This is a genomic window from Capnocytophaga sp. oral taxon 338 str. F0234, from assembly GCF_000192225.1.
Lineage (GTDB): Bacteria > Bacteroidota > Bacteroidia > Flavobacteriales > Flavobacteriaceae > Capnocytophaga.
This window is the reverse complement of the sequence record NZ_GL872413.1, coordinates 735,824-749,109: the sequence shown is the minus strand read 5'-3', so window position 1 is coordinate 749,109 and position 13,286 is coordinate 735,824. Positions and strand designations below refer to the sequence as shown.

The 13,286-nt window shown below is 38.6% G+C and carries 15 protein-coding genes; all 15 read right to left on the bottom strand.

The features are described from left to right. On the bottom strand, positions 1-673 hold a 673-nt coding region (locus HMPREF9071_RS11925; RefSeq protein WP_009745193.1), incomplete at its 3' end, for a hypothetical protein. Positions 674-744: 71 nt separating this feature from the next. Beyond that, a complete protein-coding gene (locus HMPREF9071_RS03505; RefSeq protein ID WP_009745192.1) occupies positions 745-1,158 on the bottom strand; it encodes an EamA family transporter in 414 nt (137 codons plus the stop codon). A gap of 34 nt (positions 1,159-1,192) precedes the next feature. After that, entirely contained in the window at positions 1,193-2,191 is a 999-nt protein-coding gene (locus HMPREF9071_RS03500) for a hypothetical protein (protein ID WP_009745191.1), read from the bottom strand. 23 nt (positions 2,192-2,214) lie between these two features. After that, positions 2,215-3,039, bottom strand: coding sequence for an alpha/beta hydrolase (locus tag HMPREF9071_RS03495; RefSeq protein WP_009745190.1), 825 nt, complete (start codon positions 3,037-3,039; stop codon positions 2,215-2,217). A 55-nt stretch (positions 3,040-3,094) separates the two neighbouring features. Then, positions 3,095-3,787: a LytTR family DNA-binding domain-containing protein gene (locus HMPREF9071_RS03490; RefSeq protein WP_009745189.1), complete on the bottom strand. Its 693-nt coding sequence runs from the start codon at positions 3,785-3,787 to the stop codon at positions 3,095-3,097. Continuing rightward, positions 3,784-4,863 carry a sensor histidine kinase gene (locus tag HMPREF9071_RS03485; RefSeq protein ID WP_009745188.1) on the bottom strand — a complete coding sequence of 360 codons (1,080 nt, stop codon included), beginning with the start codon at positions 4,861-4,863 and terminating at the stop codon, positions 3,784-3,786. Before HMPREF9071_RS03485 ends, HMPREF9071_RS03490 begins: the two co-directional genes overlap by 4 nt. A 49-nt stretch (positions 4,864-4,912) precedes the next feature. Continuing rightward, the gene (locus tag HMPREF9071_RS03480; protein WP_009745187.1) at positions 4,913-5,854 is read right to left on the bottom strand and encodes a DUF6268 family outer membrane beta-barrel protein; all 942 of its coding nucleotides are present in this window, start codon (positions 5,852-5,854) and stop codon (positions 4,913-4,915) included. A 95-nt stretch (positions 5,855-5,949) separates the two neighbouring features. Next, positions 5,950-6,771, bottom strand: a complete 822-nt coding sequence (locus HMPREF9071_RS03475) for a hypothetical protein (protein WP_009745186.1) — start codon at positions 6,769-6,771, stop codon at positions 5,950-5,952. 2 nt (positions 6,772-6,773) lie between these two features. After that, positions 6,774-7,826, bottom strand: coding sequence for an AAA family ATPase (locus HMPREF9071_RS03470; protein WP_009745185.1), 1,053 nt, complete (start codon positions 7,824-7,826; stop codon positions 6,774-6,776). 64 nt (positions 7,827-7,890) lie between these two features. Next, positions 7,891-8,529: an NAD(P)H-binding protein gene (locus HMPREF9071_RS03465; protein ID WP_040357984.1), complete on the bottom strand. Its 639-nt coding sequence runs from the start codon at positions 8,527-8,529 to the stop codon at positions 7,891-7,893. Between the two features lie 151 nt (positions 8,530-8,680). Further along, a complete protein-coding gene (locus HMPREF9071_RS03460) occupies positions 8,681-9,460 on the bottom strand; it encodes a nuclear transport factor 2 family protein (RefSeq protein WP_009745183.1) in 780 nt (259 codons plus the stop codon). A gap of 197 nt (positions 9,461-9,657) precedes the next feature. Then, on the bottom strand, positions 9,658-10,047 hold the full coding sequence (locus tag HMPREF9071_RS03455) for a hypothetical protein (RefSeq protein ID WP_009745182.1): 390 nt from the start codon (positions 10,045-10,047) through the stop codon (positions 9,658-9,660). Between the two features lie 106 nt (positions 10,048-10,153). Next, a complete protein-coding gene (locus tag HMPREF9071_RS03450) occupies positions 10,154-10,732 on the bottom strand; it encodes a Crp/Fnr family transcriptional regulator (protein ID WP_009745181.1) in 579 nt (192 codons plus the stop codon). Between the two features lie 311 nt (positions 10,733-11,043). Continuing rightward, positions 11,044-12,027 carry a hypothetical protein gene (locus tag HMPREF9071_RS03445; RefSeq protein ID WP_009745180.1) on the bottom strand — a complete coding sequence of 328 codons (984 nt, stop codon included), beginning with the start codon at positions 12,025-12,027 and terminating at the stop codon, positions 11,044-11,046. A gap of 105 nt (positions 12,028-12,132) precedes the next feature. After that, the gene (locus tag HMPREF9071_RS03440; protein WP_009745179.1) at positions 12,133-13,020 is read right to left on the bottom strand and encodes a hypothetical protein; all 888 of its coding nucleotides are present in this window, start codon (positions 13,018-13,020) and stop codon (positions 12,133-12,135) included. Positions 13,021-13,286: the final 266 nt, after the last annotated feature.

Here is a 13,286-nt window from a genome sequence, read left to right as displayed (position 1 = left end):
CATCCACCTCTGACTCACTCCGTATACCTTTTTCATCTATTCGGCAACACCACTTTACATAGGGATAATATCCTGTCTCATTAGCAGTTACATAGCCACTGGCAACAAGGTCATCACGATTGCCCTCGTCGTCTCCATCATCCATATAGATATTTACTTTTAGCCCCTCATATAAAGTTATGAGCTCTCTGCAAACATTCTCTCGCTCGTCTTTTTGGGAAAACAGTACCAGATCATAATCCATCAACTCATTGAAATCTACCGAAAAGAGCAAATGAGAATTTGTCTTTTCCCACAAGTCCCTCACAAAGGTATAAGCTACTTCATTCTCAGGTTTTATCTGTTGGAGAGTAGTGGGCAGGTACCAGCCATGACCGCCTATTTTTAGGTTTTCATAGTAGGCAAGAGGCTTAACCCTACATCCATGGGTAAACCAACGCAAGGGGTGTTTCTCATAATCTCGTAACAAGCGAGGCGTATCCTCCACCGCTACCAAGGCTACTACTTGCGCTCCATAGCGTACCAGTATTAAGTCACCTGCAAGGAGTCTATCAAAGGTTTGCACGACCTTCTCCGAACAGCCTATATAGCCTGTAGCGATAATGCGACGAGTGTTCTCTGCTGTCCAAGCAGTAGCTCCTGTGGGGTGTAGTTGCATATGCCAGAAATTCATAAGATAGTTTTTGGGCAAAGTTATGTCTTTTTTACAAATTTACAATCCCCTTTTTGTCTTTATTTCCTATATCATATCACCATTACTAAGGTGCCAATGGCGATAAGGGTGATCCCTATTAATGATTTAAGCGTGAAGGCTTCGTGTAGGAAGCAAACAGCTAAGATAAACGTAAAAACGATACTGATTTTATCTACTGCCACTACTTTAGAAACGACTCCCATTTGCAAGGCTTTGTAATAGCACAACCACGAGAACCCTGTGGCAAGTCCTGAAAGGATTAGAAAAAGCCAACTCTTCTTGCTAATCTCTGCTAAGCCACTGCTCTGCTGAGTAATAAAAACCATTGCCCACGCTAAAGCGATTACTACTAAGGTTCTAATGGCAGTAGCGAGGTTGGAATTAACGCCCTCAATCCCTATTTTGGCAAGAATAGAAGTAAGAGCGGCAAATACAGCTGATAACAATGCGTAAACGAGCCACATAATGGAATGATTTGTCAATTAGTAAATGAGTTTGTCAAACAATCAAGGTAACACTTGTCTGATTATCTAATACAGAAAACAAGGCTTTGTACTGACACTGCACAGCTATTGCATTTTCTTTTGGGCAAAGCCCTATGAAATAACTATCGGCGTCTATGTCAATTTGATAAAGAGTAAATTCACTTCTTGATGCCAATAGCCGAAATACCTCAGTAGGAGGTGTGTTGTTGTCTATTTCTAAATCTATTGCTGTGCCTTTTAGTCGTTTGCTTAACAGATTGTAGTTATAGACCACATCTTCCGCAACATCTTTCCAGTCAATGACTTCTAAGTAATCTGCCGCTATCATTTCTGATAGGAAGGTATCGAACATCTCTTCTTCAATCAATACACTTTTACAGATTTTATTGGCTGTACGTGTAGGAATGGAGAGCAGGGAGGCTAATAATAACCATTCTTTATGGAATTGTTGGGATATGGGGATATTTTTAGGGACAATTTTTCCTTTGCCTTCTTGTTTTTTCAATAAGGTGATTATTAAATCCTTGTAAACAGAAAGGCGTTTTTCGAGGCGCTCAATAGTACGACTATCGGTTACAGGTTCATTCTTCCCTATATAATCATACCATTTGTGTCCTTTTTTGTCGGAGATATAATAGGCATATTGCACCCACTCACATTTGTCCTTGATACGACAAATGGCATAGAATACATTTTCTTGTAGGTCTTCGAATATAATACTTTGAGGAATAAGAATGTTGTGCCCTTGTATGGGATCACTATTCTGCTCCGTATGAATAAAGACAATCCCGAAGGGATCTTTTTTGCTAAATTTTTCACCTAATAAGTCGGCGTTATGGTCGTTTAGTTGGGCAAAGTGAGTCATTATGCTTTGGAAATCTTCCAAAAGATAGGGACTCCCTCCGATGCATTTCTCTTCAGCATAGCAACACGGACAGAAAAGAGGTTTCTTTTTGGGAGTAGTTAGCCCCAATATATGAGTTATTTTTTCTAAGAGATTTTTTAAAAACATAACTTATATAATGAGTTAATTTGCTAATTTCTATTCATAAACTCCGTAATCTCAGCAGCGGTTTTGTTGCGGGCTTCTTCGGTTGTAAAACTGTGATCTACTTCGGGCAAGAGTATAAGTTTGCTGTTCTTATACACTTGGTGGTAATGCTCGCCATAGGTATAAGGTACTACCACATCCCAAGTTCCGTGAATAATCAGTACAGACCCTTTGTATTGCTGTGCCGTTTCGTAAATAGGGAGCGTTTGTGCGGTTTTTACATAGTCATGCCCCATACGTAAACCTCTGGGGAGGTCTATATACTCAGGGATATGATGCGGGTTGTAAGTAGCCCCTTGGGTAGTGCCACGTAGCGCATCGTCGCGCAATACCGCTGCAGGAGCACAGAGAGCAACACTCTTAATAGCTTTTTTGAGTTCTCCCGCTACCATTGAGGCTACCACCCCACCTTGCGAATGCCCTACTATACTGATGCCACTCACGTAGGGCAGTTTTTCAGCATAAGCAATCACTTTCTTAGCGTCTTCTATTTCGTTGAGCACCGTCATATCCTGAAAGCGACCTTCGCTTTTGCCACAGCCGTTGAAGTCAAAACGGATACTAGCGATACCTGCCTTTTGCAGTTGGTCGGCAATGGTGCGCAGTAGCGGACGGTCTTTATCGCCACCAAAGCCGTGACAGATAATTACCATACGCACCTTTTTGCCTTTCTCTATCTTAGGCGTTTGCAAGGTAGCGGCTAATTTGCCTTTAGCCCCTTCGAGGGTAAGGTCTTCTGTTTGTTGAGCTTTTGTTGTTTGCATCAGTGTTATAAGGATTAGTACTAAAGTGATAATGTTCTTTTTCATTGGATTTGTATTTGATGATTTAGGGGCAAAGATACGAAAATAATTAGCAAATTAGCTAATTTCCAAATTTGTCAATGACCTCATACGCTCTGCCAATAGGAATTTCTGTTTCCCCTATATACACAAATTGGTGGGTGTAGGAAGTAATGTGTTGTATATTCACAACATAACTCTTATTAACGCGTACAAATACCGAATCGGGGAGCTGGCTGTGTATGTTTTTGAGATTAATCCACGTGATGTAGCGGTCGGTGAAGGTGTGGATAATCACGTAATCTTTCAATGCTTCTATATATAGGATATCGTTATGAGGAATGCGGTAATTGCGTCTATTGGCGCGGATACTGATGTATTGCGTATCGGTAGCTTCAAAGTTGGTTTTCTGCTGAGAGAGCAGTTGAAGATAACTTTCGGCTTTGGCAACGGCTTTTTTAAAGCGTTCGGGGGTAATGGGTTTTACTAAATAGTCGAGGGCATCTACTTCATAGCTTTCTAAGGCATATTGGCTGTAAGCGGTGGTAAAGATAACCAAAGTATGTTCAGGTAAGGTTTTGGCAAACTCCAAGCCGTTTACCCCAGGCATCTCTATATCCAAAAAGAGTAAGTGTACTTCGTTCTTTTTCAGAAAGTCGGCAATGCCTACAGTGTTTTTGAAGGTGCCTAATACACTCAAATGGCTGTATTGCTTTATAAGGCGCTCCATACCGATACGCGCTAAGGGTTCATCGTCTATTATCAAACAATTCATAGTTGTAGAACTAAGGTTACTATATATTCTTGTGGTAGAGCTTCTTGCAACAGCTTAAAACGGTCGCCATAAAGCAGTTCTAACCGCCGGCGGAGGTTAGTTAATCCTATACCGCTGAATTTTTGTTGAGGATTAGGTTGCAAAGGTACAGAATTATGTACAGAAAAGTGTAACCATCCTTCTTTTTGTTCACATTTCATATAGATATAGGTAGGTGCAAGGGCATCAATACTGTGTTTTACTGCATTTTCAGCTAAGATAAGCAGTATATTAGGAGGCAGTTGTATGCCTTGTATATTCTTTTCGTTGTAGGTAATCTCATAAGTAAAATCATCACGGCGCATTGCTTCCAAAGAGAGAAAATCGGAGAGAAAACGCAATTCAGAAGAGAGGAAAACTCGTTCTTCGTGTGATTGGTAGAGCAAATGTCGCAAGAAATCGGATAGTTTTGCGATGCTATATGAGGCTTTTTCGGGGTCAATATACAACAATGTGTTGATACTATTGAGCATATTGAACAAAAAATGCGGTTGTATCTGGCTACGGAGGGCTTGTAGCTCACTTTTGGCAGCTTGTTGTTCTAATTCTTGCATCTTTTCGGTACTTTTTATCCATAATTGGAATATTTTTATGAGTGTGGATAGCATTATAAAGGGCAACAAACTCAATAATGAAAAGATAAATAGGGTAGGAATGGGCAGTGCCATTGCTTTTTTTAGGTCTTCACTGATAACGTATTCTCTCCATATTACTGTGTTTAGGTAATAGGTAATCACTTGGCAAATAAGGAGAACCCCTACAAGGCTAAAGACATAGGTAACAAGCTTTCCCCTAAACAAAAAACGCGGAATAAGCATATAGATATTTAGGTAAAAAGCTACTGTGATAATCATACATCTCTCTATCCAATCCAAGTGGTCAACAAAGCCTTTGTACGCTCCCCATTCTTTAGTGGTTAGGAAAAACAATAGCAATGATACACAAGCAGTTATATGCCTATAGATGCGATATCTATCGGCAATAAGAAACTGCAAGAAGAGATTGTTTTTTAGAAATATATAGGGATTTTCGTCCATAGTTTCTATTGGGTAAAGTCATACCTTTTTAGGTTTTTGAAGCCTGTTATTAGTTTCCTCCGATTGTAATCCCTGCCGAAAGGTAAAAAGCAGGGTTGAACTGACTGGAGCGTGGGGTGCCATCTTCATTTTTGGCTTCAGACTTGAACATCGCAGAGAGTTTACGCTCTTGGTATACACCCGAACGCAAAAAGTTAGCCCCTACTATAATAGGAATACTTAAGTATTTACCAATTTTAAATTCAGGTTGCAAGCCTGTGATGATATTCTGTTGGGTGAAAGTTTCCTTTCGTCCGTTACGTTTTAAGTAAGCGGCATAACCTCCCACATTAGCAACTAATTTCAGATTGAAGTGCTCGCTAAAGTTATACCCAAAAGCAATTTTTGCACCATCGATAGAAGCAGCTTCTATGGTGAATTTGTCGGCAAAACCGCCTTTGTATTTAACATAAAGGGCAGGGAATAGCATAGGGTAGCCAAAGGTGTTATTAAGGGCAGCACCTCCCCCTATTTCTAAGTTGGATTTCCAGTGCCATATAAACACTACAGCGCCATTTGCTACTACATTTTCACCTATATGAATAGACGAAAGACGATTTTCGGGGGTATAGCTTCCTGCACCAAGTGCCATAAGCATAGACCAACGTGTTTTTAAAGGGCGGAGATGAATAGCGCTCACGCCGAGGTTCATCACCTCTGAAGGTAGTTCTTTCCCGATAGGAAAGTTGTGATTGTTCATCTTTACAAAAGTGCCGTTAAGCCCTACACCCCATACAGTAGGTCGTTGGTAAGGGTCGTCTTCCTCAGGGAGTTTCATCGAGAGGGGCACCAAAGCCCCCACAGAGTAAATCATAGCCGAGCCATCGCCTATATTGCTATCGCTTACTGCATCGTAGAACTTGGAATTGCTCATATACTCTGCTTTTACACTGATTTGCGCTGAAACACTTACTGCAAAGAGCAGTGCTATAAAAGTTATTGTCTCTTTCACTATAATAAAGATTTAAGTATTACAGAGGCAAAAGTACAGAAAAACGGATTGTTAGAAGAAAAAGAATTGTTTTTCTATACCAAAAGCGGGAATTGTTAGACTAATAGCTTTTCTATAAAAGCTCTCAGTTCTACAAGATCGAGGTATTTTGTGTAATCAAAATGTTTTTTAGCGTATTTATAGTAGTTTTCTATTGAAAATCTAGGAAGTTCTTTAGAGAGGGCTTTAGCAAAATCTTTCCCTTGGTAATAGACTAAAAACTTCAACTCATCAAAAAAAGACTGTGCTTCAAATAGGGTTAAGAACTCTTGTAGGGTAGTTTCAAAAGTTTTCTTTGTACATTGTTGATTACTCTTGTTAAGTACCTTTTCAATCAGTTGCCAAGCATTAGCCTTACAAGAGCCTAAATCTAATGCATTAGGTAGTGTACCACTCCCTTTTTCCCAAGTAGTATCAAAACTATTGGCAAAACGCAAAGCCCCTAAAGAGTGTCTTACGGCTTGGTAGTATTGTAACTCTTTGGCTACTTTTATAAAGAATGTTTTTACGGCTTCTTCTGTAGCAATTCCATAGTTATTTTCCTGTTCTTGAAGAAAATGAAAAAAAGTCTTTACATCTAATAAATAGTTTTCGATGGTAGTACGATAGCTGTAACAGGTTTTCTTTTCAATAATAAGTCTTTCTTTATTAGGAATAGGTTGGTCAAAATCTCTATCTCTAAAGAGAAGGTAGTCTTTGGATTTTGATAACTCCCTTTCTTGATTATTTTCCAAATACTGGACGATGGCTTTACTTCCTAATTTTCCACCGATGGGCTTGATTAAAATATTGTTCAATCCATCAATAACTTTGTTAAGTATTGTAATATCGTGGCTTTCCTTCTGTCCCTCACAATAAATAGTAATAATTTCAGACATAATTATAATCTAATAAATTGGTCTTTGTCAAACATTGTTGCAACGTTTTCGGAATGAGTAGTGAGTATAAACTGGTTGTTGTAGCCTAATTTAGGCAAAGCGCGTATAAAAGCCTGTTGCAATGGGGCGTGCAGGTGTAGTTCTATTTCATCAATAATAACAATAGAATTATTAATATTATAGCGTGCAAAATCCATCAAGATAGGGAAAATAGCGCGCTCACCAGCTGACATTTCAGAGAGTTCATAGTCGTTTTTGCCGTCGTTTAAAAAGAAATCGGGAGCAGTACTTTTTTCGTAAATATCAAAACGAGGGGTAGCTCCTACAAATTTTCTATCTGTAAAAACCTTACTATATAGTTCTGATATTTTTTGGTAAAAATCAAACGCACCTGCTTTTAACTCTCGTCCTTTTTCAAGAGCTATATGAAAACTATAAGCATTAGCTAAAAAGGAACGAATAGCGTCTAACTGAGAGACATCTCCTTCAAACATATTGTTCACACTATAAGAAGTACGCTGTTCTGTATACCAATAGATGTTACCTACTTTTTCAAAAAGTTTATTTTTATCGATTTCAAAAGAAGTGAGTTGTTTAGCGTATTGATGCCCAAAGAATTGAAAAAGATTTCCTCCTCCCTTACCTCTAACAATAGGCTTCTTTTTTTTATAATCAAAAAAAATGTTGACTGTCTCATTTTTATTAGGGAGATCTAACTTATTCCCCATTTTCTTAAGTCTTTCAGCATAAAGAACTGTTTCATTGAGTTCTTCTTCTGAAAAGTCAATAGTAACCTCTACCTTTAAAGGCATACGTCCTCCGCTTTGTATAAAACGGTATTCAAAACCACTCCAATCGATATCTTCTACACTAAAGTGATCACGTGTAAGAGGGGCTATCATCATTACAATAGCTTGTAACAGAGAACTTTTCCCTGTACCATTATTCCCTACGATAAGGGTCATATCATTTATCTCTCCATCTTTGTGAAAAAAAATAGTTTTTTGTTCTACAAAACGTTTGTAATTTCGAAGTGTTATCTCTTTTATTTTCATATTCTTTTTACTATTGAACTTAGAGAAGGCAAAGTTAGAAATAATTTACTGATTTACCAATTTATTATATCTCAAAAATTTTATCTAAAACAAAGGTGAAAGTTCCTTTAGGGGACTTGTGTACAGCCGATAACATTTTTTCGGCTAATATTTCGGTAGGCATAGGGCGGTAACGTTTGAAGAGTCCTATTTTGTTGAGGAGAACAATCATTTTGAGTCCAAATTGCTCACCTTTTCTATCTGACCCTTTGCGCACTAATACTGAGGGTTGGAAAATGAGCAAGCGTGAGAAACCAAGGGCTTTCACTGCATCCTCTAACTGTCCTTTCATACGGTTGTAGAACAGTTTAGATTGCGTTGTAGCCCCTGCAGCCGAGACGAGTACAAAAGTAGGTATCCCATTGGCTTTATACTGCTGGGCAAAGGCGTACTGATAGTCGTAATCCACGCGCCATTGTGCTTCTTTGCTACCTGCAACGGCTAAGGTGGTGCCCAAACAAGAGAAAGCTACATCACCCTGAAGTAAGTCAGCCCACGCCTCGGGGGTATCGAAATTGACCACGTGAGCGTGTAGCTTGGGGTGGGTGAGGGCTAAAGGTTCGCGCACGAAGCAATGCGCCTCGCTATAAGTGTCGTCGGTTAAAAGTTGTGTTACTAAATCTTTTCCAGTGGCGCCTGTAGCACCGATGATAAGGGCTTTCATTTTTAGGTAAGAGATAAGAGTTAAGAGGTAATTTGTTGTGCTGTATAGGGTGCAAAGATACAAAAAAGTCATTAGTAGAGGCAAATTACTATTTACTTTTACTAATGACTGATGAAACTATATGGGCGAATTGCTATTTGCCTCTATAATATTAAAACCCAAACTTGCCGTTTTGGTTTTTCCACGTTTCTTTTTTAGCAATAGGCTCGATAGTGTCCCAATGTTCTGCTATTTTGCCGTTCTCTACGCGGAAAAGGTCGTAGAATGAAGAATGTACGCCGCCCAAATGTCCTTCGCTTACTACAAGCACAAAGTTACCTTCGCCTAGTACTTTGTGAATGGTGTCGTACTTCATCGTGATACCTTGTTTAGCCATAGCCTGCAACGCACTGCCCAAGCCTGAAAGGTTATCAGGTATTTGTGGGTTGTGTTGCAAATAATTGTCGCCATCGAAATACCCTGCGAGCTTTTCCATTTTGCCATTGACCAAAATATCCTCTACAAAGTTGCGGACAAGCGTTTTATTAGCTTCATTCTTATCCAAATCTTTCACTTCAGTAGTACCATCGGTCATTGTGCGACCGCTGGGGTTAGGTTGGGTAGGTTTGGCTTGTAGGTTGTCCCAGTGTTCCACGATTTTGCCATTCTCGAAGCGGAAGATATCAAAGCCTATCTTATCGCCAAAGAAGTTGTAATCGGTGTGAGCGAATACATAGTCGCCATCTTGGAATACACGCACGGTATTCACGCGGGCAGAGCCAGCAGGTAGTGCTTGCAAGGTAGCCCCGAAGCCAGCCAAACCATCGGCAATGGCGAGGTTGTGTTGTTTGTAATGCTCGGCATTGATATAGCCTACGGGCTCAGCGGCACCTGTTTCAATAGCTTTTAAAAGCTCGGTTACTTGTTGTTTTTGAGATTTCTGTGTCATCATTTCTTCTGTTTTTTGATTTTCTTGATTATTACTGTTTTGAGTGTTGTTGGTGCGAGTCGCACGAACAATTTGCTAATTATTTTCGGGTGCAAAGGTACGGCGGGTTAGGGGCGAAAAACATTGAACTAGTTCAATAAGTGCAAAGTATATAGAAAAACTTATTCCTTTTTTATTATACACGCTTTTCTAACATCATATTAATTTTCTAATTTAACATACGGGTTTATTTTTTCAAATTCTTCAATACTTATAGGCTCGGTGCAGCGAATAAGATAGATATAGGTTTCGTAGCGGAATATTTTTAGGGTTGTTTCTTCATAACAAAAGATGTTATACGAAAAGTCGTATAGGTCGTATTTGTACTGCGAAAAACCTTTGCGCTTAGTGAGTTCGTACACCAACTGGAAAAGGTAATACACCGTTTCTTGCGAAGCCTCAAAAGAGGCTTGCTCGTAGATAAAGGTACGACCGCCTTGCTTGAATTTTCGCAAAATATGGTCTTTACCAAAAGGAAGCCAATGCTCTTCGCGTTTGCGAAAGAGTACACTAAAGAGGATAATGCCGAGTATTAATATAAAAACTGCCATACTTTTACAACGTTTAATTTCACGGTGCAAAGGTACGGCAGTGAAGAGGGGTTTTGCATTGAAGTAGTTCAATAAGTGCAAGATGCACAAGCAATTTGCCAATTTGCTAATTGGTAAATTTGCTAATTCTTTTTCTGATTTTGCTTACAAACTCGTGGGTTACCCCCAGATAAGCTGCTATTTGTATATTAGTAAGCCGGTGTGCAATCTTAGGGTATTGATTCAGAAAGTCGTGGTAACGCTCTTCGGCGGTTTTGCTAAGGGCATCAATCATACGGCGCTGTAGGGCGATATGGGTGCGGAGGGTCATCAGCCTAAAAAGTCGCTCGGTAATAGGGATATGCTCAAAGGCATACCGCTTGTCTTCGGGAGTGATGATGAGCAGTTCACTATCTTCTAAGGCTTGGATATAGAGCCGAGAGGGCGTTTGGTGCATAAAGCTATCAAAATCGGTTACCCACCAGTCTTCAGCGCCAAAGAAAAGCACTTGCTCATTGCCATTGCGGTCGATGTGATAAGTGCGCAAAAGTCCTTTAGTGATAAAAGCCTCAAACCTGCAAGTTTCTCCTTCTCGCAAAAGATACTCTTTCTTTTTGAGGGTACGCAAGCTAAAAAGCGCACAAAGGGCTTCTATTTGTTCGGTTTCTCCGGAAATGTATTTAGCAAAATGCTGTTGTAGGGTCATAAAAATTAGTTAATAATTTGCTTATATGGTGCAAAGGTATAAAAGATAGTGTGTGTTATTCATATTTTTCTATATCAGCATTAGGATTATACAATCCGATAAGGCTTGCAAAGTAAGGTTAAGCACTATTACACACCTCAAATTTGGTGGTTTCGGGCGATTGAATTTCTACCAAAAAGCCATTTCTCAATATTCCTCGCGCATTTTGATAATCTTTATCAGTGCTTTCCATATAAAATAAGCTGTTATTTTGTCGCAAAAAAAGTGTTTTTTTGCGACAAAACTAATACCTAAAACCTGATACCTGAACTCTATATTTTCTTTAAAAAAGATTCTTCTTCATCGCTTACTACCACAACAAAGTCATCGGAAGAGGGAATACCCAGTGATGCCCAGTCTTCTTTGATGCGTTTGGCACAAACGACTAATAGCTTCGTGGCGGCACTGCTCTTTTCTTGCATCTCGGTTTCTTGGTTGAAAAGGTCAAAGAGAGCAGCGTCTTCTTCGTTGGGTTCTATATCTATAGTATGAGCATACTCGGCAGTGTTCCAAAGGTAATGTTTTGCCTCTTTGCCATACTTTTGATATTCTTGTCTCTCGCTTTCAGTACCAAAGCCTATCCTTGTAGGTAGTATGTTTTGGTAGTCAAACGATAGGTTGATGCAGTACAAGGGCTCTTTCACAGGATATGCCTTAATGGTAGGCAGTAATAGTGCATAGTAGCGTTCCGCAGCTTTTTCCGAGAGAGCTTTATAACTGATTTTCTTATCCTTCTTCTGATAACACACATAGCCGGTTTCGCTAGTAATACTATTGAGTTTTCCCAGCATATCATAGGTATAGAGAAGGGTATAATCAATGGGTTTTAAATAATAATCTAATCCTTTTTCCTCCTGACGAATGAGTTTATCCCCCTCATAATACATAGTCTTTTCTCTCCAAGTTTTACTATTATCGAAAGCGGAGTAAGCGGAGTGGATTGATTGTAAGAGTCCATCCTTATAGATGAATATGTTTACACTTAAACATTCTTTCTTAACATAAGGATTAAAGTGATAACAGATAATCTGGTTTTCTTCACGGAAATAGAAATCTTCGTAACATTCGTCTCCACATCCAATATAAGAGCGTCCTACGATAATTTCGTCGTTGGCATTCACGCCATACAAGTATTTATCATCGGTCTTTTCAGGGGTTTCTTTTAGAATTTTACTCTTGGGAAAATTGTGTTCTTCAAAATAAAAAGGCTCTAAAGAAAAGAGTCCCACGCCTCCTGCAGCCCAAAACCAACGCACTACTTGCGCCTCTATTTAGGCTTTAAGTGTAGGGTAGTTTTCTTGTGCTTTATTGAAAAGGTTTCTTACTTGTTCTTTCATAAGTTGATTTATCTAAGCTTGTTATTATTTTACCATATAGATATCATCTTTTATTTGTAGCAGTTGATAGCGAAGATGCTTATTAGTATATACACTGATAGTGCCAAAAGACTCTATTGTTTCAGTGTCATTTGTATAATAGGTTGTAGGGGTTTTTGAAAGTTCTTTTTGATTTTTGATGTAAGAGGATTTTGTTTTAAATCTAAAAGTATAAGGGAGGGTATTTATATCAAAATACAAAATAGTTTCATATTCACCTCCTTTTCTTTTATAACTTTCTACATACAAAGGATTGATATATGTACGTTTAAGAGTTTCTTCTTTTTTAGAGAAGCGCTGTGAATTTCCATCAAAAATATTAGGAATGTCTTGTTGTATTTCTATTGTATCATTTTCTTGCATACGCTCCCCTAAGGAATTGTATTTCTCCATATAGTCAATAACAGATGGTTTGTCGTGGTCAATAGGTCTTGATTTATCATAGATAACTAGTTCGTTCTGAGGGTTGAGGTAGATACCTTCTACAAAGTGATGAAGATCTTCAGGAAGTCTCACAAGGTATTTTGTTCCTTCTGCATGCAATATTCTATAGTCTGATATGTAATGATAGTTTTTATAGACTTTAGGCACTGTTAACCCTTCATATACTTTAGAAAAAGTAACTCCCAAAATACCCATCATAAACCGGAAGAAAGCAATCGTACAGATGATAGCAAGGATACCTATTATTTTCTGATTATAAGCAAAAGAATAGAATATCCATACTCCTAATAGAAAGGGAATTGGGGAAAAAAGCATAGATATATCCCTATCATAACTGCTGGTAAATCTCCTAACAAGGAAGAGGTAAAGAGCAGCCAAGGCGATCCCTACTAGTAGAGAGAGAACAAAAAAGAGAAGAGCTTTTTTCATTTAAGAGTAAAAATTAATTTGCATTACAAATGTACATCTATTTTTTGGATTACACAAAAACTACTAAAAAATAATTAGACGAATATTAATAACCTTTCTTTGATATTTTCGAGGTCTCAGTATATATTAAACACCTTATTCTAACCCCTTAGAATTGAGGAATACATGAGACTGTAAGAAGGTTCTTAGAAGTAGATCCTCTTTTCAGACAGCTTTATTTTTTATTTCTTAATCATTGCTCATTTCTTATTATTTCATTACTTTTG

Excerpts from the sequence above, each read along its gene's own strand:
- HMPREF9071_RS03470 (WP_009745185.1), bottom strand. The coding sequence starts at position 7,826 with ATGAAAATAAAAGAGATAACACTTCGAAATTACAAACGTTTTGTAGAA.
- HMPREF9071_RS03460 (WP_009745183.1), bottom strand. The coding sequence starts at position 9,460 with ATGATGACACAGAAATCTCAAAAACAACAAGTAACCGAGCTTTTAAAA.
- HMPREF9071_RS03500 (WP_009745191.1), bottom strand. The coding sequence starts at position 2,191 with ATGTTTTTAAAAAATCTCTTAGAAAAAATAACTCATATATTGGGGCTA.
- HMPREF9071_RS03440 (WP_009745179.1), bottom strand. The coding sequence starts at position 13,020 with ATGAAAAAAGCTCTTCTCTTTTTTGTTCTCTCTCTACTAGTAGGGATC.
- HMPREF9071_RS03505 (WP_009745192.1), bottom strand. The coding sequence starts at position 1,158 with ATGTGGCTCGTTTACGCATTGTTATCAGCTGTATTTGCCGCTCTTACT.
- HMPREF9071_RS03465 (WP_040357984.1), bottom strand. The coding sequence starts at position 8,529 with ATGAAAGCCCTTATCATCGGTGCTACAGGCGCCACTGGAAAAGATTTA.
- HMPREF9071_RS03495 (WP_009745190.1), bottom strand. The coding sequence starts at position 3,039 with ATGAAAAAGAACATTATCACTTTAGTACTAATCCTTATAACACTGATG.
- HMPREF9071_RS03485 (WP_009745188.1), bottom strand. The coding sequence starts at position 4,863 with ATGGACGAAAATCCCTATATATTTCTAAAAAACAATCTCTTCTTGCAG.
- HMPREF9071_RS03450 (WP_009745181.1), bottom strand. The coding sequence starts at position 10,732 with ATGACCCTACAACAGCATTTTGCTAAATACATTTCCGGAGAAACCGAA.
- HMPREF9071_RS03490 (WP_009745189.1), bottom strand. The coding sequence starts at position 3,787 with ATGAATTGTTTGATAATAGACGATGAACCCTTAGCGCGTATCGGTATG.
- HMPREF9071_RS03455 (WP_009745182.1), bottom strand. The coding sequence starts at position 10,047 with ATGGCAGTTTTTATATTAATACTCGGCATTATCCTCTTTAGTGTACTC.
- HMPREF9071_RS03475 (WP_009745186.1), bottom strand. The coding sequence starts at position 6,771 with ATGTCTGAAATTATTACTATTTATTGTGAGGGACAGAAGGAAAGCCAC.